Source organism: Oceanobacter sp. 3_MG-2023 (assembly GCF_030688925.1).
GTDB lineage: Bacteria > Pseudomonadota > Gammaproteobacteria > Pseudomonadales > Oceanobacteraceae > Oceanobacter.
Map to the genome: position 1 here is coordinate 171,403 of NZ_JAUYVX010000005.1, position 22,097 is coordinate 193,499.

A 22,097-nucleotide genomic window follows, 5' to 3' on the forward strand; every position below is an offset into this window, starting at 1 on the left:
ATACCGGGCGATTAATGCACGTCGCGCCAGTATTCCTTGTTCAACATGTACACAGGTACAAAGAAGATTGCCAGGAACAACAGTACCCACCAACCCAGTCTTTCACGCTCAACCGCAATCGGCTCAGCGGAGTAAGTCATGAAGTTCACCAGATCAAAGATCAGATCATCATACTCAGCAACACTCAGAGTGCCTGGCTCTGCCAGATATAACACATCTTCGTGCTCTTCGGTGATTTCCTGACCCGTCAATGTGTCATAACCCACAGCAACCGGAGCAGTACCTTTGTGCTGGAGACCTTGCAGATCAGCCAGCACATGAGGCATACCCACATCTTTGAAGACCGTGTTATTCACACCCCATGGACGGCTTGGGTCGACATAAAAGCTGCGTAAGTAGGTATACAGCCAATCTGGACGACGTACCCGAGCGACCAGAGTCAGATCCGGTGGCGCTGCACCAAACCAGACTTTGGAATCTTCCGTACGCATGGCGATAGTCGCCAGCGCACCGAATTTCTTGTCGGTATCAAATACCAGGTTTTCCATCATCAGCTCTTCTGGAATATCCAGGTCACTGGCTATGCGGTTAAACCGGGCATGTTCCATCGAGTGACAACCCATGCAGTAGTTCATGAAGGTCTGGGCACCACGTTGAAGTGATGCCTTGTCCGTCAGATCGGTCAGGTGCTTGTCCAGATGCACACCTTCACTGGACGCCATTGCAACTGCAGGAAGCAGTGCAGCAATTAATGCAAATAACGTTTTCATTAGTGGCCTCCTGTTACGCGTTCTGGCACTGGTTTGGTTTTTTCCATACGAGTATAGAAAGGCATCAACAAGAAGAAACCGAAGTAGATAAACGATGAAGCACGAGCCAGGAAGGTATTCAGTTCATTGGTTGGTTGAGTACCCAGCCAGGTCAACAGAATAAAGGCGACGGCAAACACCAGAATAAAGGTTCTGCTCATCCAGCCTTTATAGCGCCAGCTGCGCACAGGACTGCGATCCAGCCACGGCAGTACAAACAGTACTGCAATGGCAGCACCCATCGCGGCAACACCCAGCAGCTTGTCGGGTACAGCACGCAAAATCGCGTAGAAGGCACCAAAGTACCAGACAGGAGCAATATGCTCCGGTGTTTTCAGACCGTTAGCCGGTTCAAAGTTGGCATACTCCAACATGAAACCGCCGCCTTCCGGGAAGAAGAACATGACCGTACAGAACACCATCAGGAAGACCACAATACCGACCAGGTCGTGTACTGAGTAATAAGGGTGGAATGGCACGCCATCCAGAGGAACCCCGTTTTCGTCTTTCAGTTTTTTGATATCGATGCCGTCAGGGTTGTTGGAACCCACTTCGTGCAGGGCCAGCAAGTGCATCACCACCAGACCAACAATCACCAGTGGCACAGCCACTACGTGCAAGGCAAAGAAACGGTTCAGCGTTGCACCAGAGATCAGGAAGTCACCACGAATCCATTCAGTCAGTTCGTTACCGTAAGGCAGAACAGAGAACAGCGAGATAATGACCTGAGCACCCCAGTAAGACATTTGTCCCCATGGCAGTACATAACCCATAAAGGCTTCTGCCATCAGAGCCAGATAGATGGCCATACCGAAGATCCAGATCAATTCACGTGGTTTCTGGTAGGAACCATACAGAATCGCCCGCATCATATGCAGATACACCGCGATAAAGAAGAAAGTTGCACCGGTCGAATGCATATAACGAATCAGCCAACCCCACTCGACATCACGCATGATGTATTCAACCGAGGCGAATGCGGCATCGGCACTTGGGGTGAAGTTCATGGTCAGCCAGACACCGGTCAGAATCTGGTTAACCAGCATCAGCATCGACAGTACGCCGAAGAAATACCAGAAGTTGAAGTTCTTCGGAGCATAGTACTTCGACATATGCTTTTCATAGGTGCTGGTAACCGGCAAGCGGTCATCAACCCAACCCATCAGGGTGTTTTGCTTGTTACTCATCAGGCGTTCTCCTCATCCACACCGACTACAACCACATTGGCACTTTCATAGCTGTGCGGTGGAATTTCCAGGTTGGACGCAGCCGGAGATCCCTGAAAAACACGACCAGACAGATCAAAACGAGAACCGTGACATGGGCAGAACCAACCGCCAGGCCAGTTTGCATCAAACTGTTGGGGTTGAACTTCGCCAAAGTACTTGGGAGCACACCCCAAGTGGGTACAAACACCCAGCACAACCAGTACTTCCGGTTTGCGTGAGCGATTGATGTTATCAGCGTAGGCTGGTTGCTGAGCCTTGTTGCTGTTATCCGGATCTTTCAGTCGGTCATTGTGCTCTGGAAGATTTTCCAGCATGTCGTCTGTACGACGCACAACGTATACCGGCTTACCACGCCATTCGGCTGTCAGCATCGAACCTGGTTCGATCTTGCTGACATCGATCTTGGCCGGAGCGCCTGCCGCTTTCGCCTTTTCACTTGGAACCCAAGATTTGACGAAGGGTACAGCGACGAAGCCAGCACCAACCGCGCCGACAGCAGAAGTCACGCCCACCAGCAGGGTGCGCCGACCTTTATTAACGCCGTCTTGACTCATTACCATCTTCTCCCATCATTAAAATTCTTTTCTGCCGCGAGGTCGTTTGCCTGAGAGGGACTACGGTCGGCAGACCCGGCGTAGAATGCAGAGCGGCGCACATAGTAAAGAAATTGAGGATTTGAAACAACCGGGAAGACATACCCACTGTAGGGATATAAAAACAAAAAAAGCGTCCATTGACATAAGCCAAGGGACGCTTTTTTTTGTAAGCAATAAATCGCTTAACGTTTGGAGAACTGCGGCTTCTTACGTGCTTTACGCAGGCCGACTTTCTTACGTTCAACCTCACGAGCATCACGAGTAACGTAACCCGCGGCACGAAGTGATGGACGTAGCGTTTCGTCGTATTGCATCAGGGCACGAGTAATGCCGTGACGGATAGCACCCGCCTGACCATTACCACCACCGCCATTAACATTCACGACAATGTCAAACTTCTCCAGACTTTCAGTCAATTCCAGAGGCTGACGGACAACCATACGAGCAGTTTCACGACCGAAGTATTCTTCCAGTGTGCGCTTGTTGATTACGATAGAGCCAGTACCTGGACGCAAGAAAACGCGAGCAGTAGACGTCTTGCGACGACCGGTACCGTAGTATTGAGTTACGGCCATATTATTCTCCCAGCTTCAGTTCTTGAGGCTGCTGAGCGGTGTGTGGATGCTCGCTACCTGCGTAAACTTTCATTTTCTTGAACATGGCGCGTCCAAGAGGATTCTTGGGCAGCATGCCTTTAACTGCCAGTTCGATTACGTCCTGAGGCTTGTAGTCGATCAGCTTTTCAAAAGAGATCGATTTCAGACCACCAGGATAACCGGTGTGGCGGTAATACATTTTATCGCTGGTTTTTTTACCAGTGACTTTTACTTTTTCAGCATTGATCACGACGATATAATCGCCGGTATCAACGTGTGGTGTGTATTCTGGCTTGTGCTTGCCTCTCAAACGGCGAGCAACCTCGGTGGCCAGGCGACCCAGCGTCTGATCAGCTGCATCAACAACAAACCATTCACGTTTTACGGCTTCGGGTTTTGCGCTGTAAGTTTTCATCAAATTCTCGCCTTCAAGGGCATGTTGATCAGAAAAGAGGGCGGCATTCTACAGGACGGTTATTACCCACGCAACCACCTGTGTATTTTTAACACAGTCAATCGCGGATCAGCCGTCACGACACGAGTGCCAGAATGAGCCGTCTTTTCATAAAGGGGCGCGGATTGTATCTTTGGTGCAGAAAATAGTCCACTTAAAAATGGATTATCTACGGATTTCTATTGTCCACAGCACAGATTGGCTTCGTCCATACAAGACCGGCATGGCCTTGTCTATCCATCGCCCAAGAACCGACTCCGTGCCGTTATGAGCGGCGACGGAGAACATGGGCGGTTACAGAGGGCATCCCTGCGCACAATGAATTAATGCTCACGGGTTGAGCGGAATTCAACATCGGGCCAGCGATCCTGAATAAGACTTAGGTTCACCCGTGTCGGAGCGATATACGTCAGATAGCCGCCACCATCAATAGCCAGATTATCGACAGCCTTGCGTTTAAAGTCTTCCAGCATCTTACTGTCGTTGCAGTACACCCAGCGGGCGGTATTCACACTGACCGGCTCGTAAATACATTCAACCTTGTATTCGTCCCGCAAGCGCTGCTGTACAACATCAAACTGCAGCACCCCGACAGCCCCCAGAATCAGGTCATTGTTGTTGATTGGCATAAACAGCTGGGTCGCCCCTTCTTCTGATAACTGCTGCAGGCCTTTTTGCAGCTGCTTCATCTTCAGAGGGTCTTTCAGTCGTACGCGCTTGAACAACTCCGGAGCAAAATGCGGGATACCGGTAAACCGCATGTCATGGCCTTGCGTAAAGGTATCACCAATCTGGATGGTGCCATGATTGTGCAGACCGATAATATCGCCAGAAATAGCCTCTTCGACCTGGCTGCGGTCCCCGGCCAGGAAGGTGACCGCATCCGCGACCTTGATGTCCTTGCCGATGCGGGTATGGCGCATCTTCATGCCTTTGCTGTAAGTCCCGGAGCACACTCGCATAAAAGCAATGCGGTCACGGTGTTTCGGGTCCATATTCGCCTGGATTTTGAAAATAAAGCCGGAAAAGGCTTCTTCTGTTGGCTCGACAGTGCGCTCGTTGGTTTCCCGTGCAATCGGGGCCGGTGCCCACTCAACAAAATAGTTGAGCATTTCCCGCACGCCGAAGTTTGACAGCGCCGTACCAAAAAACACCGGTGTCATTTTGCCTTCGCGGTATTCATCCAGATCAAATTCATAACTGGCACCCCGCACCAGCTCGATTTCATCAATCAGCTCCGTTACCAGTTCTTCACCCAACAAGGCCAGCGCTTCAGCCGACTCAATCCCCTGAATCCGGGTATCATCCGGGACAATGCTCGCTTGCCCTGGCTGGAACACATGAATGGTATCGGTGACCAGGTTGTACACCCCCTTGAACGCCTTACCCATGCCGATTGGCCAGGTAACGGGGGCACACTTGATCTTCAGAATGGTTTCGATTTCGTCCAGCACTTCAATGTGATCGCGAACTTCGCGATCCATTTTATTGATAAAGGTAAAAATCGGGGTATCCCGCAAACGGCATACTTCCATCAGCTTGATGGTCCGATCCTCAACACCTTTCGCGCCGTCGATCACCATTAAGACTGAATCCACGGCGGTCAGGGTACGGTAGGTATCTTCCGAGAAATCTTCGTGCCCTGGAGTATCCAGCAGGTTGACCATGCAGTCCCGATAAGGAAACTGCATCACCGACGTGGTGATCGAGATGCCCCGGTCTTGCTCCATCTGCATCCAGTCCGATGTGGCCATACGGCCCGTCTTTTTGCCTTTTACAGTACCGGCCAACTGAATGGCGTTTCCGAACAGCAACAGCTTTTCAGTAATCGTGGTTTTACCCGCATCCGGGTGGGAGATGATGCCAAAAGTTCTACGCTGTTGAACTTGTTGAAGAAATTCATATGACACTATATTTTTACCAGTTTTGTGTACGCATGGGTGTACACAGTTAGTGAGACACCCTATTTCATGTTGAGTGTCAGTTTACGACACTCAGCTATGGATCAACAAACAGGCTAAATTACCTGCTCTGCACTGAGGTTCACATCATCACCCCAGATATCGACTGCCGCCACTCGCCAGTAGTACGTTGGCGCTACTCCGCCCACCTTATCCACGATAACCTGTCCTTGGCTTGCTGAGCCTTCATAAACCAGCGTACCGCCCCCGGGCGTGAATCCACTCGTGTCACTTGCCCATACTCGATAAACATCGATATCAACGTCTGAGGATGCAGTCCAGCCAACGGTGTGCGTGACCGCATCAGTTGTATCAGTGAACACTTCTGAATAGATGCCTGACAACGTTGCCGGAACCGGATTCTGAACGTCTAGCACCGTTGCAGTTTCAGATTCACCGTTGGCATTAACGCCCACTACCTCAAACCGCAAGCTGCGGCTGGGTGATCCGTCTTCCCGCGCATTTTCGATGCTGTACGTGTACGACAGGCCACTCACATCAACAGTCCGCATTAATGTCACGCCAGCGTCCCGATACACCCGGACCCGATACGACGTCGCGTTAACGACACTCGTCCACTGGACCTTGCAGAATGTGCCCACGAACGGTGTTTGCAGTTGCAGGCCGATAACATCGTTTGGAGCACCAACAGTAACACCCACTTCGCCCTCCCACGTTGACCATGGTCCAGCGCCCACATTGACGCCTGCTACCCGCAAATACAGATAACCCTTGATGATAGGCAGGGTGTACGTCGTGCCAGTCAGTTGCTCAACCAGTGTCCATGCAATGCCATCAGTACTCTGCTGCAGGACGTATGACGTTGCACCCAGCGCCGGTGACCAGCTGACCTGAACCATGGTCAGGGTGTCCGGCAACTGGCTCACACTCAGGCCGCTGACAGTCGGCAGTGCCGGTACGCTCGGCGGGCTGGCTGAGCTGTCCAGATCTGGAGCAGTCAGCGAATCGAATGAATGCACAATCGATTCATAGCTTTCTGCTGTGATTTCGACGCTATCAGATTCACTGGGCTTGATGCTGACCACTTTGCCCAGCTTTGACCAAGCATCAGCCGCTCCGAACATAAACATGGGCGGCTCGGTGGCAGAGCTGAAAAACAGCTCATCTTCCAAGTCTGTCGTCAGCACCAGCTGCTGATCGTGATCGCCAGCCGTCACCAGATACGTGCCAGTGGCGCTGCCGTCCTTTTTGCGGAACACCAGGTAATGGTTACCGGTGGTAAATGAGACTGGCTCTGACACATCAACCGCTCGCCCAGTGATCGACTCAACAAATCCACCAGCACCCCACCGCGGCAAGTCGTGCGTGATGGCAATCAGGTCACCAAACGTCGGTATGTGTCCCTCCATTCCCGTCTGGAATGTGAACGTCTCACGGATGTAACGATCTCGGGCAGCAATGTACATGCCCTCATGGTAGGCATGACTCCGGTCTGTGCAGCCTGGCAGCTGGATGGACTGCGGATAATCCCCAGCACGGTCCGGCATAACACATTGCACTGTCTCTTGAGTCCAACCCGATGGATCTGTGTACTCGATTTCCACCGAGTCGTAATCGCTGTCGTCGATCAGTGTGATATCCCACGAAAACGACCCGGAGACGATATTCTCATGAGTGAACATGGCCACCGGCAGCGTTGCAGGCTCATCACGCACCAGAGTGATGACTGATCCGGAGATGATGGGTACCGCCCGGCCAACCCGGGCAATGGTTTTTGCTGCCTCCCAAACCGTGACTTTTGAATCAAAAATCCAGTCAAAATACTCGCCACGGCTGGAGTATGTCAGGTCAAGATCATACAGGTGATCCAGATCCAGCATGCTGTCATCCATGCGTCCGCCATACGCCGACCGAAACACATCGCAGAAGGCCCATACAATCGAGCGTGTTGGCTGGGGTGCAGACCAGGTGCGAGTGGTTTTGTCCCATATGGGTAGCATACGCGTGCCGACCGCGTTGATACGGTTTGACGACTGGTCATTCAGGTTGTTTGTTGCTCTGGCAGCTACCGCCAGCATGGTCACATCGCCATAATCTTTTGTGGATGGCATGAACGCCCGCAGCGACGACCACAACAGAGTGTCGCCAACTCTGTGACTGTCGCTGGCATCATTTGTGCGACGAGCACGGACCGCATAACGCCCACTCGGAACTGTTTTAGTCAGAGTGAAACGCTGTGGCGTTACGGTTTTCAGGGTTTTGCTGAAGCTGGCCAGACTGGCCCAGGTGCCAACGGCATTGCCGTTGTCATCAATCTGGCGATACTCCCACTCAGCCGTAATGGTGCGTTCATTCAGACCGCCATCATCATTTGCGTAATACAGGCCAGTCGATATCGTCGCGTCCACTTCCAACCGTGTTGTTCTTGTGCCTGAGCTGTTGGCGACAAACTCGCGCCAAGACTCATAACTGGATTCGTTCGGGCCGTAAAGCTCTAGCCCTGCAACCTCGGTTGATGTCTCGACGTTGTCCGGGAACAGGGTGACCGTTTCTCCCGGCTGAGCAATATCCGTTTCGACGTCTTGGAACGACTCAACCACCGTATCCTCAATGTAAATAGTCTCGATCTGAAACTGACCCTGCGTGACGCAAAAGAGCTGATACTGGTACTGGTCGTTATCGCGATATGAGTTGTAAGAGCGGGCAGCATAAGACGGCCAGGCGCGAACGCGGCCATAAGCCACTTCGATTGGCTGCATCAGCCGGATCTGATTGCGTTGACCGGTTAACGCATAAACCGGATCTGCCTCCGGGATTGCCCCGGGCGTGCTCGGGTCGGGAATCATCGACATGGCAATCGCGGCTACTGCCGCCCCGACGACAACCGCGACTAATATTGTTGTTGTCACCGGATCACCCGGCACCGCCACCAGATTGACGATATCGCCGTCATTTAATGGCTGATCCCAATCGGCACGCAAAACCGGATCACCGTTGATGATGCAGATGGTTGGCCGGTCGAACTCAACAAACCCTGGGTACTGCTGTTGCAACCACCCGCGAACCGACACACCAGCGGGCATGGTGTGCCTGGCGGTGTCTTTAAAGGGCTCGAACGGATTGCTGATCTCGATGATGTGGACGGTCATGACAGTGCTCGATGCCGGTAAAACTGGATTGTGCGCCAGCCAGACGCGGGCAATTGATGAACGGGTTGTGCAATAAGCCCTTTGCCATCACAGGCATGGACGACAACGCCGCGATCGATGGCCAGATACAGGCCGACGTGATGGATGATCTTTGATTGCGACAGCGCCACGGCGCAGAAATCGACTGGGGCCGTGGTTGCAATCCAGTCTGACCCGGGTTCCGTGCTGTCGAGCATGATGCCTGACACTCTCCGCTTGTCTTTCGGGTCGACACCAGCCCAGACCGGCAGATCGATGCCGTGATGCTGTCGATAACACCAGACCAGCCAGCCCCAACAGTCGAATGCGTTCGGGCCTCTGGCGCCAGCCAACCACGGTTTGCCCAGGTGATCCATAACCCAATGGTGCATCAGCTACCAATACCAGGGAACCGGGCACGAGTGTAGAGCTCGCATGGGAACGGCATATTCAGCACATCGCCAAACGTTGCGTTAGCCTGCACTTCAACGACGGTCGCGGTGATGCTGGTCAGCTTGAGTGACAGCGGTGGGTCCATTTGCGGCCGGGTCAGATCGTTGCTCAGATATGGACGGTAAATACAGCGAATCGGCTCAGAGTAGGATTTTGCCGCATTGACGAAATCCGACACACGGCGATCGATGTTGTCGATTGCCAGCGTCAGATCCTGACGCCCATTCTCGCCAGCGGCGGGCAAACTGAACCGGAACGGCACTGCATCAAACTCGACGGTGACGCCGGTTTCCAGCGTTGCTGTTACACTCGATCGCTGCTGTACCAGATACAGACTGTCACCACCGGATGGGTTTGTCAGCTCAATTGTATCGAGCGTGACAATGTTTGATGGAGCCACGGCGTAGGCCTCTTTGATTGCGGCGGAGTAGCTACTCGTCATGTTGAGCCAACATCAAATATTGAGGTAAAATAACTGTATTGAGCTGTATCAACGTCTGAATATGAATTACCGCTGACTGTAAGATCCTCACAGTAAATTTGATATAGAATACTACTTCTAGCACTGTTCAATGAGGGTCCCCCCATTGATCTATATCCGCCCCATACAAATGCTGCAATTAGGTCATCTATCTCCTCCGGAACACTCCCTCGGAATGCGCTGGCACCAACACTGACATATTTTGGACCTGTCGTTGACTCTGATGGCCACCGTCTTTGCCCTAGAACAGTGTCCTGAGTACCATATGGACGAGCAAGTCCGTGTTGAAGCATCACGAGGTGACTGGAAGTAGCTCCTGAGTTATTGTAAATGCCGGCCTCGATAGGTTGAGTCCCGCTCTCGTAAATCGCAACATTCGAGATATTCTCAATCACACCCAAGTAATAGGAATGATTTGGATTTTCCAGAATGTATTCACGCAACGCGAGTGGGAAAGTAATGATAGAATATCGCCCCAAACTATCAGTTATCTGGCTAACAACCGCAGCTAGACCACCATCCTCAGTACGTGTTAATACCATGTCCGTACTCTCAGCATTGGTATTAAAAATGGCCTGAGCATCCGAGCTATTACTGCTCGTCAGCTCCATTAATTGTGGCGCTGCGATATTAGTTATAGAGTCACCGTCCACAGGTACGCCGTCTAATTCATTCATGCTGTGCATCATATCAACCAACAACAACGATCCTGAATTTATCAAAGCTGAATTGGCAACCAACGGCATTGAATCGTCTTCAGAGTCAATGGCTTCTACCATAATATTAATTCCCATGCTTAATAGCCCCACTCGTTGATTTTTTCGACAATTGCTGCACTTAAATGAGCATTACCATCCCCATGCGATAAATGAACTACTCCAGAACCCGCCGTTGTGTATTCGACCCAAGTACCGGATTCGTTGACAATAATATGTCCAACGTCGTCCGTATTATTGTCAATACCCCCCTCTCCAGTCCTAATATAGTATTCCAAATCACTACCACCTGTAGGTAACGCCGTATCGTTCCACGTACCAATATACGTCAGATCATTTGGGGACCACGAGACAGAGCTATAATTGAAATAATATGACAGGGGCACTACACCATACGTTGTGGCTACTTCAGATTCAGTCATGCCAGGGTATGTCGGGTCAATCAGAGTGCTAATAGTGCGATCACATAACTCTGCGCGGCAGTCGATGTAACGATCCCCGAACATTTCCCGAATAGCGTGGTTCAACAAAACCAGATCAGCTCCATCGCCGGTTGAATCGTTATTAAATTGTGATTCCTGCCAGTAACATACCAATCTGGAGCCATCCCAGGTCATCTGGCGACGGCCTAATACGGTGATTGGTACGTATCGTTTTGAATTGGCTGTTAGCAGCTCGCGCATCTCAGCGTGGACATACGCTCCTGTCTCCCAGTGCTCCCCGTTCTGCTCCAGCCACGATAAGTGTAACTGTCCACTGAATCGATTTCCGGTCCGAATGTCGTGTCGCATTAGATCCAATATTTCTTGTGACCCTGCGCTGTTGTTGCCCTCGCTGTCATCCAGAGATGCGCCAATATCCGCCGTATAAAATGGGCGAGCTCCAAATGCAGCTGCCAGATCGGTTTTTATATAGTCGGTCATCGAATCCCCATACAGGACAACACTATCTGTATAGTCGGACTGATCATCCAACCTAACGGGCGTTTTGGCACTAAAATATACCTGACCGGTCTTTTCTGGCCGACGTGCTTCCCATTCGTTCGCGTTTGCATAGCAGTTTAATACCCAAGGCTGACCCGATGGAAACGTCAGGACAGGTTCGGTTTTGACCACACCAAATGTCCCACCCATGTAGATCAACCAATCATCCAGCTCTAGTTCGATACCACCTATTGTGCCTGGGCTGGAAACTTGCCAGCAGGATTCCTCCAACGGGCTAGATGGTGCGACCCCCACGCTGGCATCTATCTCTCCCCAGTTGATCCAATCACCAGGCATCCGCTTAGCGAACTCCTTGTAATATGAGCCACCAAATGAAAGGATTACATCGTCAACATCGTAGTACACACAACTGAACCAACCCGCGGCAGACACCCGCCACCAAGAACCATAGGCTTGTATTTGAGACGCGCCATCTGTTGTTGGGGCGTATTGTGGTATCCAGTCAACGCCATCTGAAACTAACAGATCCCCCTGTTGTAAAACTCCAATCGTACCCCCGAAATCACGACTCCCTCCACCTCGACGCCGGAAAACCATATAATCACCAGCGTTGTAATCACTCGCATCGGGCAAATTATCATCGTGATCGATTCGTCGAATCAGCTCCCCAGATGATTGAACCAATCCCGGCGACCAAGTGCCGACATATCTGTTCGCAACCGGTCTCAATGTGCGACGTCGAAACTGATGCGAAAAATCGTCAACCCCTGAAATCATATACGTTTCATAGCTGGCAAATGGCACCCATGCAAATGCCACATCTGACCGATGCGTTTTAACTCCGGTACTAACGGATACGGATCGACTTTCGTGTGCAGGAACAGTTATTGGAGCACGACTGTTAGCAAACAATTCCTCTACCAGCGATTCGCTCAGTGATGAGCCATCAACCTGAAATTTTCCAATAATTTTGCCGTCGGACTTTCGTATAGCCAAGAGGGCTCGCTTTGTTGTTTTATCGGTGATTGCAAACACATAACCCGACTCCGGTGCTAACTCCTCTGACTCCAATCCAGCGGTGCGATTATCGACATCGTCAAAAATACCATCGGTCCTTGCATTAATATCGTCAACAAGAAGACTGAGATCCCCAACCGGGTCATAATCTGACCGAACCCAGGCGCTACCGTCATAGAAATATAAACCGTTATCTTCACCATCATCAAAAACCCTGGCGAGTGGATAATTGCCATTTTCGTCTACAGCAGGCTCCCCAAAAAGAACCAGGTCTGCAAGATATCTGTATGGGAGTTGACCTTCGACCATGGCTTTAATTTCGTCATACGCATCCGCAATCGACTTCCTCACGCTGGGAACACTCTCCCCATCCAATATGACAGAGTCATTCTCTCCGCCCTGAATGATCGTATTGAGATTGTTAATGGCTGTCTGCAGGTCTTCCAGCGCCTGAAACGCGTTCGTCGCCATGTTATCCCCCGTATTCGTTGATCGTTGCGACAACCTGATTGCTCAGGTCTGTAATTGATATGCCGTTCAAACTCGTGAAAATAGCGTCGTCTGTCATGCGATTGGTTTTCTCAACATCCAACCCTGCCGTCACAGTCCAGCCTCCGTCTCGATTGAGCGCCGCTTGCAGTGACCCTGACTGAATCCGCACCTGGTGCGTTGTCACGCCGCCACCAGACACCACCGGGCATTCAAACCAGCTGGTCGCGCCGTCCAGGGCGTGAAACGTCCAGCTTTCGAACAGCTGGAATTCGGCGTCTGTGAATAACCATTTCACCGAAATCGTGTTTTCGGAGTCGAGAAATCGACGGCGCTGGCGATAGCGGCCGGATTCCATTTGCGTGCGAATGGCGCTGTTGTTGATGGTCAACGAATAGTCGCGGGTTGGAGCTGGCAGTGTTGCTGGATAGCTGATCATCAGGCCACCCCTCGCCGCCAGTTGTAGCGAGCCTCACCGGCCCGGCTCACCGCACCGCCACCGTCATAAATGTCTTTAGCAACGGCTTGCTGCGCTTTCTGGATGATCACGTCAACGTAGCGGTCGAGACCGTTGGTGGTTTCGGTTGTGGTTGCTTCAGTGCCGGCGGCGTTGTTATGAACCGTGACGTAGGTGTTGCCAGTGCCACCTTGCTGAACCTGATCCAGTGTTGCATCCAGTTTGGCGGAAGTTTTGGCTGTGGTGACCCTCTCCCCCTCTTCCAGTATCCACGAGCCTGTCTTGGGCACTTCGTCGAGCCCATCATGAGCCATACCAACCGCGCTAATTGCACGCACGTTGGTCATACCCATGGTGATTGCCGCTCCAGCCGCGGCAATCCCTAGTCCAGGTCCAACGATAGGGATCGGTGCTAATGCCGCATAGGCGCTGGTCGCCCCTTCGTAGGTTTTTACCAGTGCGTTGGCCGTCGCCATGGTCTTAAACAGCTTACTTTGCTGGCCATACCCGGCTTCTGCCATCGTGGCCATATTGCCAAAAAAATCCGATGAATCGGCCAGTGTCATATCGTTGTTGGATTTTTTCAGAGCCGCGAGTGCGGCCTCATGCTCTGCAGTATTTCGCTGGCTGAGTTGTTGGTATTTCTGCTCAGTGATCAGTTCGTTTTGTAGCGCATCCTCGATAATCGCTTGGCGGCTAGCGTAGGTTTCTTGTATCTGCTCTCGCTGCGTTTGCAGTTCAGATTCAACGCTTTGCAGGTCTGTTATCAGCTGATCATTAATGCCAGATGTTTTCAGAGACGCGAGTGCTGCCTGATGCTCTGCCTCACTGCGCTGGCTGAGCTGCTGGTACTTCTGTTCGCTGATCAGGCCGCTTTGCAGTGAGCTTTCAATGATCGACTGGCGGCTGGCGTACGCTTCTTCAATGCGCTCTTGCTGCGTCTTCATTTCATTGCTGACACGCTCAAGATCAGCAATCAGTTTGTCGCTGATGGTTGTTCCAGATTTTTCTGAGCCTCCAGTGGCCAATAGAGTTGCCGTTTTGGCAACTTCTTCGCCGGCTCTTTCAGCCTCTTCGGTGACTCGCTGATACCAGTCTGATATTTTTTCAGACGGTGGTGGGGCCATTGCAGCTGCATTCAGTTCTTTTGTAAGTTCTGCAACCTGGTCACTGGAGACTTTGGCCCAGAGCGCCAAGCCGCTATTCCTATCTGCTTGTACATCAATACCCGGAATGATGTTGATCAGATCCAGTACGCCATCGCGTACCGTCAGTAGATTTTGCACGGCGGTGGCTACAAATGTCGCCACCAGCAACTCTGCCCCCTTCCAAACAACCTCTAGTCCATTCACTACATCGGCAACCGCCCCCACGGCCATCACGGCCAGCTGCATCCCCTGGTCTACCGTGTCTTTAAATCCGTCGGACGCCTTGGCTGACTCCACAAAGTCAGTTTTAATGGCAGTCAGCACCGGAGAAATAGCTACCGCAAGCGTGTTGCCCAGGCCATCAAAGACTTTTGCCGCTCGGTCACCCGCATCGTTAGCGGCTTCAATTTTTGCCGCATCAACACGAGATACTGCCAGACCAAGCTGTTCGGCCTCTTCAGCTGCGGCGGCCAGCGCTTCTGGACCACCACGCATGGCGTTAACAAGACCGACACCGCCAGAATCAAACAGCTTGAATGCCAGTCTGACTTTGTCCGATTGAGTATCTACGTCGCCCATGGCTGCAGCAATTCGCGAGAACTGCTCATCTGGCGATAGGTTGTTCAACTCTTTAGCTGACAACCCCAGTTCATCCAGTGCCGATACCGCTTCCCCTGTTCCTTGCGCCGCTTCAGCTACACGGCGCACCATGCGCTGAAGACCCATATCAAGATTGTTCTGGCTGACGCCATTGAGTTCTGCTTGGTGTCGAAGTCCCGCCAGTGCCTCCGTGGTTATGCCAATTTTGTCGGCATGTTTGGCCATGGCGTCCACATTAGCCATTGATTCAACCGTGAGCGCCGTCAGCGCAGCCGCTCCTGCAGCAGCACTGGCCGCAATCGCAGCCGCTCCAATTTTTGCGGATTTTTTGACGTCTTCAGCCCAGTCGTGCGTATTGCTCTGGCTCTTTTTCAGCTCGCTGTTGAACGTGGCTGAATTGGCACTCAGCTCAACCACCAGGCTAGCAATTTTGGCTTTGATGCTCATGAGAAAACTCAGTCAGGTTTTTTGAACGCGGCTTTGAGTGCCATTGCTAATGCTCGTGATTCGCTGGCGCTAACAGGCATTGGATTGGCGTCTGCTTCGAGTGATTCCGGTGTTGCAAACAGATCGGTCGCGGTTAATCGGTGCTCTGGTTTTAACCGAGCCAGAAAATTAACCAGGGTCGCGGTGGCATGACCCAATCGCTGGTTTTCAACATGGAATCCAGCCGGTTCCAGGGCAAAAAATTGACGCCAGTGGCGAACATCGATGGCTGGCAGTTGCATCAACTCGTGGTGCGAATGAATGCCCAGCTGGTGCATGAGTCGGTAATCTGCCAGCAGCTCCGGACTGCCGGCTAGTCCTTTTTTTCGGACTCGTCCGTGTTCGTCACGTCCAAACCACCCAGCCGCATGATTTCGGTGTAAATGCGCTGCACAACGGCCTGTGATTGTTGCACCAGAGCATCCGAATCACCGGACTCAAACACTGGCTGACCGGTTTCATCCATGACGGCTAACTCCAGCGCCTTGCCCATACTGGCAATGGCCCCGGATTCGCGGTAGACCTCATTTACCTGTGCCGATTCGAAGGCCTTGAGCTCACGGATCGGCAGGGCATCAATGCCCCACTCGGGCACTGCAACCGTGCCGGAGCGTAATTTGCTGGCGAGGATTAATTCGCGATTAATTTTCATGGTCAGCCCACCGCGTTGATGTTGAGAGTGAAGGTGACGAAGGTTTCGTCTTTGAGGCTTGGGCCTTTTTTCACATTCGACACCCAGGCGGTGAGCGTCAGGGTTTCGGTAGTCTCACTTTCAGTTTCTTCCGATGGAATGACGTATTCCCACTGGTTTTCGTCACCAGAATTAAAATCCGTCAGGATGCCAGCCAATCCTGCTGAATCTGTCTTGATTTTGAACGCCAGTGCAGACGCGGATTTGATACCAGCGCGAGTTCGTCCCCAGGTGCTGTCGGTACGGGTGTCGTCATTCTCTTCGCGCTTCAAATCGAGTTCCGGCAGCGGATCATACAACGTGCCGACATCGACAAATTCGGGAGTACCCAATGTTCCATCCCAGCGACGCAGGACGGTATTGCCAGCGCCAATTTTAGTATTTGTGCTCATGAGTTACTCCAGAGAATAGTGATATCGAGCGTGTGGTTATGATGTTCTGTGCCGGACTCCCATCCGGGACGAATGTTGGTGACTGCAATCAGTTGAATCACGGTGGTGTCGTGTGTTGCCTGGTAGCCGTCGAGCAGTTCGGCGATGTCGTCGGCCAGTTGTTTGGCGGCCAGATACGTTCTGGCGTACACATCGAGCTGAAAGGTGCTGGTTTTGGTGGTGTGCTGAGTGCCATCGCTGCGGCGCTCTGCCATCGGGTTGCTGATATTGGCCAGCCGAATAGCAGGGTATCGACAACGCTCTGGCAGCACACCAGGATGCACACGATCGGCCACGGCATTGGCAATTGCAGCCGGGGCCGAGCTGGTCAGCATGTCGATCAGAATGGCTTCGAGCATGGCTACTGTTCCGAGTTAATTGCCAGCGGCTTTTTTGGCTGCTTCACGGGCCTGTTTTCTTTCCAGGTTTTTGAATCGTTTGGCGAGAATGGTGCCGAAGTCAGTAGCGACCTGCTGCCACAGGTCGTCTGCAGCTCGGCGCATCCACCCCATAGGCGCCACGCGTTTTGTGCCGAACTCGAGTAAACCAGCGTACCAATGACGCTTCATGCGGTAGCCGATATTGACGGTGGCGCTGGCTTCATCATTGGCCTTTTCAGACCAGCGCTTGGTGCCTTCTTTGAGACTGCTCTTTTGCTTCTTTTTGCGGTTGCTGCCAAGGTACACCGGGTCTGTCGATTCCGGGGCCGTTTCAGCCATTCGCTCTTGCATCGGTTTGGATGCCCGCATCAGCGCGCCACGCAATATCCGCTGACCAGTGATTACATCGATTTCCTTGAATTTGGCGTCCAGCTCATCCAGCCCAGTAACTTCAATCTGCTCGTTTGCCATAACTGGTGTACTCCACTTGCAAAACGGTTTTGGCCCGGAATGGATGATCAACTGCGGTGATGTTGTACAGGGTACCGTCGATGTTCAGGCGCATTTCCTGAGTCACATCGGGCGTGTAATGCGTTGTAACGGTGTAGCCGGCAGTCACGGTTTGGGTGTCGTTGCTACTGCCCTCGCCTGACGCACCGGCCTGCAAACGACACCAGACGGGTTCCAGCTCTTGCCAGATGGTTTCGTTTTCGTTCAGTTCGTTGCGTGTCTGAACCGGCTGCTCAATTGTTGCGTAGGTGTCGAGGATACCGATCACTGCTGTGCCCCTATGCGATTCGGTAAATCTTGTACGGTTGCCATAGGTATTCGATAGCCTTTGGAACTGGCGCATCAATGTCACGAGTGACGTACAGGTGCCCCACCAGCAATAAACAGCCACTGGTGATGGATTCATTCAGAGTGACGGAGTCGTCCATACGCTGCTGACGGTAGTCGATGGCGGCCTGCTGGCTGGCAATGTCGTCCGAGTCTGCGTCTGGCAATGCAGCGGCAACGTCCAGCGCCGTCTGTGCGTTATCGATCAGCGTCTGGGCTGCGTCCTGACTGGCTTTATCGGCGTACAGGTCGCGGTCAGTCAGGTGCGTGAATTGCTGTTCAGCGGCGGTAATCAGAGACTGAATCAGTGCGTCTTCACGAGAGTGCAGCACGCGCAGATGCTGCTTCGCCAGAGCGAGGTCGATCATGTGTCAGGCCTCAAGCGTCGTCTTCAGTGAAGGTGTCTTCCGCCTTTGCCTTCGGCTTCAGGCTCTGTTCGCCAGCCAGCACTTTTTTGTGATCCAGCACGGCGGCGTTCAGTTCGGTCTTGCAGTAGTTAACGTCGGCTGTCTTGTCGGACAGCATGCCGCGCTCTTGCAGTGCCTTGGCCTGGTCATCTGGCAGGTTCTGCACCAGCATGTTGGGCTGGTATTTGATTCCTTCAACGGAAGCAATGGACAGCACTCGGAATACGGTGGTTTTGGTCGCCATGGTTTTGATCTCGTGGTGTGATTGGTTGGCAACCTGTAAGCCTGGCTTACAGGTTGCTGATCATGTTCCTGGTGTCAGGAAAATGATCAGGAGGCAGCACACTGCAGTGTCTTGACTGCACCACCAACATCCAGCAGATTGCCGTCGGCCCGTTGGAAGCCAACAAAGCCAACCTGACCTTTCAGCGTGAAGGCGCTGTCGGTCATACGGAACATCATCAACGCCATCACGTCGCGGATGGTGTAGTGGCTGAGATCACCGAAGGCGACCGGCTTGGCGCTAGCGGCCACATCGGCCATCTGTTGGTTTATCTGGTAGCCATAGCCAAGAATGCGATCCGGCTCGGTTTCGCTGATGGACGGAAGCCAGATTGGACGGCCGGTGGTGTCTTTCTTGTCTTTCAGGTCGCGCAGAGTCAGGTCATTAAACATGAATTTGCAGGCACCTGATTCGCGGTAAGCGGGGTCAACGCTGTGCACCAGATGGTTCAGTTCGTCGAAGGTGATGGCGGTGGCGCTGGCAGATGTCTTGCCAACAGACGCTGCTGTGACCACGCCCTTGGGCTGGCCGGTGCCGGTGCCGATGGTGAAGTGCTTGTTCTGGATGCGAGCCAGACGCATAGCCAGACGTTTAATGACATGTGCTTCAATGTCGATACCAGAGTCTTGCAGCAGCTCAAATGGTAAGGCGATGGATTTGGAACTGTACTTAAAGGCGCCCATAGACAGGGTGCCAAACTCGATGTCGCCAGAGCTTGCGGTGGTATTTTCACCAACAATTTCACCTTCTTCACTGGTGGCGTCGGTGGTAGGCATATCCATCGGGTTGCCAGTGTCGGTTGGCAGGATGGTCGCCACTGCGCGCATGCCGCCGAAGGCTTTCATAGCTTCCAACAGGCGGGCGACAAACTCACGATGCACCAATGCAGCACCATTATTGGCTTCCTGTGTACCCATGGCCGCGTTCACGCGGCGAACTTCGCTCTGCATGAAGGTACGTTGGTCGCTGGTCAGAGCTTCAACGCCACCACGCATCCAGGCATTGGTGCAGGCTTTCAGCTTCAGGTTGCGGGCAGTTGCTTCATCATTGCTGATATTCAGTTGTTCGGCCACGTTATTAACGTGGTTTTGCTGGTCACTGGTCAGATTCAGTATTTCTTCCTTGCGCTTGATCTGGTTGTCGATGCCTTCAATCGCGGCTTTGTGGTCGTCGTAGGATTTCTGGTCATCGACAGTCCACGACTGATCTTCTGGCTTTTCGACCAGTGCGGTCATTTTGGCTGCGATCTGAGAGCGTTCTTCCCGCAGTTCTTGAATAGATTTGGCCATCTTGGGGTCTCCGTTTGGCGTTTTTAGGTACAAAAAAACCCGCACTTGGCGGGTTGGATGTGGTGGCGGGAAGCCGCTACCGGGTTGTGATTTCGTTAAATGGCGAGAGCCAGAGCTTCCACCTGACGTTTCAGGCGGGCACGGTGTTCAGATTCTTCGATTTCTGGTTCTGGTTCGTTGCTGGCTGCCAGTGCTGCCGGGGTGTTGGCGTAGGCCGACAGATTCCAGCGAGTGCGGTTGTTGGTTGAGTCGGTTTTTTCATCGTCAAGGATGCTGTCGATAAATCCGTGATTTTTGGCTTCGGATGCGCTGAACCAGGTCTCTTCTTCCATCCAGATGTTGAGCTGGTCGCGCTCAAGCCCGGTTTTCTTCTGGTAATCGTTCAGAATCGCATCATCGACTTTGGCTAGCAGTGCACGGGTCTTATCCATGTCGCGTTTGTTGCCGATCGCCAGCGTCCAGCCTTCGTGGATCATGTAGAAACCACCATCGGCCATGGTAACACTGTTGCAGGCGGCGCTGACGTAGGTGGCAGCACTGGCGCACAGGCCGTCGATCTGGGCGGTGATGTTGGCTGGATGCTGCTTGATGGCGGTGGCAATGGCGCGACCGTCGAACACGTCTCCACCGGGACTGTTGATATGCAGCATGATGTTGGCGGTGTCGATGGCCATCAATTCTTTAACGAAGGTTTCGGCCTCTACGCCCCACCAGCCGCCAATCGCGTCATACAGGTAGACGTGGGTGGTGTCGGCGCCCGCTTCGGCGTTGATGGTGACCTTTTGGCCACGTTCAGCGTTGTTCTGCAGAAGGTTCAGCAGTCGGTTCATGTTCATTCGGTATCACCTGTTGGCTGTGGCGCGGGTGTTGGTTCGGGGTTGGATCACGGGGACTGGCAATGTCACCAAGTTGGCCGTGGCGCGGGTGTTGGTTCGGTTTCTGTGGTGCCGTCTGAGCTGGTTTGTCCTGTTGAGCTGCTATCGCCTGCCGTTACCGGCTTATACAGCACATCGCCACCATCAACCGGTGCCATGTCTTCCAGTTCGCGCACTTCGTTAATAGTGAAAAAGCCCGGCATCTGGTTACCACCAAGTGCGGTTTTGTAGGCTTCGTAGCGGGTTTTTATGTCGCCACGTAGAAGGCCATCGATGTTGAAGCGGAAGAAGTAGCGGTCAGATCGGATGACTTTGCGATTCACTTCCTGTTCGATTTTGTAAAGCAAAACGCGAACGGTGTAAATCAGCAGACCAAGGTTCTGCTGCTCGATGCCTGAGCCCCAGCTGGTCGACTTTTCAATGTGGCCCACCAGGTGCGGCGGTACGCCGAAAATTCGGGCGATATCAGCCACCTGAAACGAGCGGGTTTGCAGCAGCTGTGCATCTTCCGCGCTCATTGTGATTTCTTTGAACTCGCCACCTTGCGGAATGAATGCAGGTAGGTGGCGCTTGTCCGGGTTCTGATGATGATCGAACCAGTATTTGCGAATGACTTCTGCCTGGGATTCTTTCAGCGGCTGATCGAATCGGATATACCCCCTCGGGGTCGCGTCGTTGGCGAAGAAGCTGGCGCTGTAGCGGTCGGCTGCCAGAGCACCACCAACGCTGTTGAGCATGACGGAACGCAGTGCCGACAGGCCTTTTTTGCCGTTCCAGCCGATATTCGGAATGTGCAGGATATCGTCCTGGTCGAATACCTGGTAACTGCCATCATCAAATACGACGGCGTACTGCAGACGGCCGTTCACGTCGTCTGGCTCTACGCGCCATGGTGCCAATGGGATTAGCTCCAATACCTGGCCGTTACGATTGCGTCGAATCAGGCTGTAGTGATTGCCATCCAGCAGCATGTGGTTCAGCACGCACTCCCAAAACACCACGCTGGTGATCATGGCGTTGGGTTCGTCGTGCAGCAGCTTCTGAGCCGGGTGATTCTTTGCCAGGTCTTTGTTCTGGCCGTTACGCTCGTAAACATGCCCCGGCAGGCTGGCAATAGTGCCAGACAGCAGGCGCACGCAAGCGTAAACGGTGCTGACTTTCATGGCGGAGTCACGAGTAACCGGTTCACCGCTGGCGCTACCACTGACTTGGAACATATCCATCATGGACTCAACATCGCCACTGGTGACAGTGACCGCATTCTGAATGTCGGCCAGCTGGGCCTGAGTGGCCTGTAACTGCTGTTCAAGATGAGCGGTTTTGGATTTGAATGGCCACAT

24 protein-coding genes are annotated in these 22,097 nt (G+C 52.8%); all 24 read right to left on the reverse strand.

The annotated features are described in order from the left end of the window. Positions 1–11: 11 nt before the first annotated feature. The gene (locus Q8W32_RS06605) at positions 12–770 is read right to left on the reverse strand and encodes a cytochrome c1 (protein ID WP_303432712.1); all 759 of its coding nucleotides are present in this window, start codon (positions 768–770) and stop codon (positions 12–14) included. Continuing rightward, positions 770–1,996 carry a cytochrome b N-terminal domain-containing protein gene (locus Q8W32_RS06610; protein ID WP_303432713.1) on the reverse strand — a complete coding sequence of 409 codons (1,227 nt, stop codon included), beginning with the start codon at positions 1,994–1,996 and terminating at the stop codon, positions 770–772. Before Q8W32_RS06610 ends, Q8W32_RS06605 begins: the two co-directional genes overlap by 1 nt. Continuing rightward, entirely contained in the window at positions 1,996–2,592 is a 597-nt protein-coding gene (petA, locus tag Q8W32_RS06615; protein ID WP_303432714.1) for a ubiquinol-cytochrome c reductase iron-sulfur subunit, read from the reverse strand. Before petA ends, Q8W32_RS06610 begins: the two co-directional genes overlap by 1 nt. A gap of 224 nt (positions 2,593–2,816) precedes the next feature. Continuing rightward, entirely contained in the window at positions 2,817–3,209 is a 393-nt protein-coding gene (gene rpsI, locus Q8W32_RS06620; protein ID WP_303432715.1) for a 30S ribosomal protein S9, read from the reverse strand. A gap of 1 nt (position 3,210) precedes the next feature. Further along, positions 3,211–3,645: a 50S ribosomal protein L13 gene (gene rplM / locus Q8W32_RS06625; protein ID WP_303432716.1), complete on the reverse strand. Its 435-nt coding sequence runs from the start codon at positions 3,643–3,645 to the stop codon at positions 3,211–3,213. Between the two features lie 362 nt (positions 3,646–4,007). Continuing rightward, positions 4,008–5,594: a peptide chain release factor 3 gene (locus Q8W32_RS06630; protein WP_305414210.1), complete on the reverse strand. Its 1,587-nt coding sequence runs from the start codon at positions 5,592–5,594 to the stop codon at positions 4,008–4,010. A gap of 107 nt (positions 5,595–5,701) precedes the next feature. Continuing rightward, positions 5,702–8,755, reverse strand: coding sequence for a host specificity factor TipJ family phage tail protein (locus Q8W32_RS06635; protein WP_305414211.1), 3,054 nt, complete (start codon positions 8,753–8,755; stop codon positions 5,702–5,704). Beyond that, positions 8,752–9,165: an NlpC/P60 family protein gene (locus tag Q8W32_RS06640; protein ID WP_305414212.1), complete on the reverse strand. Its 414-nt coding sequence runs from the start codon at positions 9,163–9,165 to the stop codon at positions 8,752–8,754. Before Q8W32_RS06640 ends, Q8W32_RS06635 begins: the two co-directional genes overlap by 4 nt. Continuing rightward, positions 9,165–9,668, reverse strand: a complete 504-nt coding sequence (locus Q8W32_RS06645) for a DUF1833 family protein (protein ID WP_305414214.1) — start codon at positions 9,666–9,668, stop codon at positions 9,165–9,167. The genes Q8W32_RS06640 and Q8W32_RS06645 overlap by 1 nt, the downstream gene beginning before the upstream one ends. Beyond that, positions 9,665–10,486, reverse strand: a complete 822-nt coding sequence (locus Q8W32_RS06650) for a hypothetical protein (protein ID WP_305414216.1) — start codon at positions 10,484–10,486, stop codon at positions 9,665–9,667. Before Q8W32_RS06650 ends, Q8W32_RS06645 begins: the two co-directional genes overlap by 4 nt. Before the next feature lie 17 nt (positions 10,487–10,503). Continuing rightward, positions 10,504–12,855 (reverse strand): hypothetical protein, encoded by a 2,352-nt coding sequence (locus Q8W32_RS06655; RefSeq protein ID WP_305414218.1) that lies wholly within the window; start codon positions 12,853–12,855, stop codon positions 10,504–10,506. A 1-nt stretch (position 12,856) separates the two neighbouring features. After that, on the reverse strand, positions 12,857–13,312 hold the full coding sequence (locus Q8W32_RS06660) for a hypothetical protein (RefSeq protein WP_305414220.1): 456 nt from the start codon (positions 13,310–13,312) through the stop codon (positions 12,857–12,859). Next, positions 13,312–15,525, reverse strand: coding sequence for a hypothetical protein (locus Q8W32_RS06665; RefSeq protein ID WP_305414222.1), 2,214 nt, complete (start codon positions 15,523–15,525; stop codon positions 13,312–13,314). The genes Q8W32_RS06660 and Q8W32_RS06665 overlap by 1 nt, the downstream gene beginning before the upstream one ends. Positions 15,526–15,533: 8 nt before the next feature. Beyond that, positions 15,534–15,842, reverse strand: a complete 309-nt coding sequence (locus Q8W32_RS06670) for a hypothetical protein (protein WP_305414223.1) — start codon at positions 15,840–15,842, stop codon at positions 15,534–15,536. Positions 15,843–15,877: 35 nt separating this feature from the next. Further along, positions 15,878–16,216, reverse strand: coding sequence for a hypothetical protein (locus Q8W32_RS06675; protein ID WP_305414225.1), 339 nt, complete (start codon positions 16,214–16,216; stop codon positions 15,878–15,880). A gap of 2 nt (positions 16,217–16,218) precedes the next feature. Further along, on the reverse strand, positions 16,219–16,647 hold the full coding sequence (locus tag Q8W32_RS06680) for a hypothetical protein (protein WP_305414226.1): 429 nt from the start codon (positions 16,645–16,647) through the stop codon (positions 16,219–16,221). Next, positions 16,644–17,045: a DUF3168 domain-containing protein gene (locus Q8W32_RS06685; protein ID WP_305414227.1), complete on the reverse strand. Its 402-nt coding sequence runs from the start codon at positions 17,043–17,045 to the stop codon at positions 16,644–16,646. The genes Q8W32_RS06680 and Q8W32_RS06685 overlap by 4 nt, the downstream gene beginning before the upstream one ends. Positions 17,046–17,060: 15 nt before the next feature. Then, positions 17,061–17,537 carry an HK97-gp10 family putative phage morphogenesis protein gene (locus Q8W32_RS06690; RefSeq protein ID WP_305414229.1) on the reverse strand — a complete coding sequence of 159 codons (477 nt, stop codon included), beginning with the start codon at positions 17,535–17,537 and terminating at the stop codon, positions 17,061–17,063. Continuing rightward, complete coding sequence (locus tag Q8W32_RS06695; protein ID WP_305414231.1) at positions 17,518–17,844, reverse strand: phage head closure protein; 327 nt, start codon at positions 17,842–17,844, stop codon at positions 17,518–17,520. Before Q8W32_RS06695 ends, Q8W32_RS06690 begins: the two co-directional genes overlap by 20 nt. A 10-nt stretch (positions 17,845–17,854) precedes the next feature. Continuing rightward, positions 17,855–18,271, reverse strand: a complete 417-nt coding sequence (locus Q8W32_RS06700) for a head-tail connector protein (protein WP_305414232.1) — start codon at positions 18,269–18,271, stop codon at positions 17,855–17,857. 10 nt (positions 18,272–18,281) lie between these two features. Further along, positions 18,282–18,554, reverse strand: coding sequence for a hypothetical protein (locus tag Q8W32_RS06705; protein WP_305414234.1), 273 nt, complete (start codon positions 18,552–18,554; stop codon positions 18,282–18,284). An 86-nt stretch (positions 18,555–18,640) separates the two neighbouring features. Beyond that, positions 18,641–19,882: a phage major capsid protein gene (locus Q8W32_RS06710; protein ID WP_305414235.1), complete on the reverse strand. Its 1,242-nt coding sequence runs from the start codon at positions 19,880–19,882 to the stop codon at positions 18,641–18,643. A gap of 95 nt (positions 19,883–19,977) precedes the next feature. Continuing rightward, positions 19,978–20,718, reverse strand: a complete 741-nt coding sequence (locus Q8W32_RS06715) for a head maturation protease, ClpP-related (RefSeq protein ID WP_305414237.1) — start codon at positions 20,716–20,718, stop codon at positions 19,978–19,980. A 65-nt stretch (positions 20,719–20,783) separates the two neighbouring features. Next, a complete protein-coding gene (locus tag Q8W32_RS06720) occupies positions 20,784–22,097 on the reverse strand; it encodes a phage portal protein (protein WP_305414239.1) in 1,314 nt (437 codons plus the stop codon).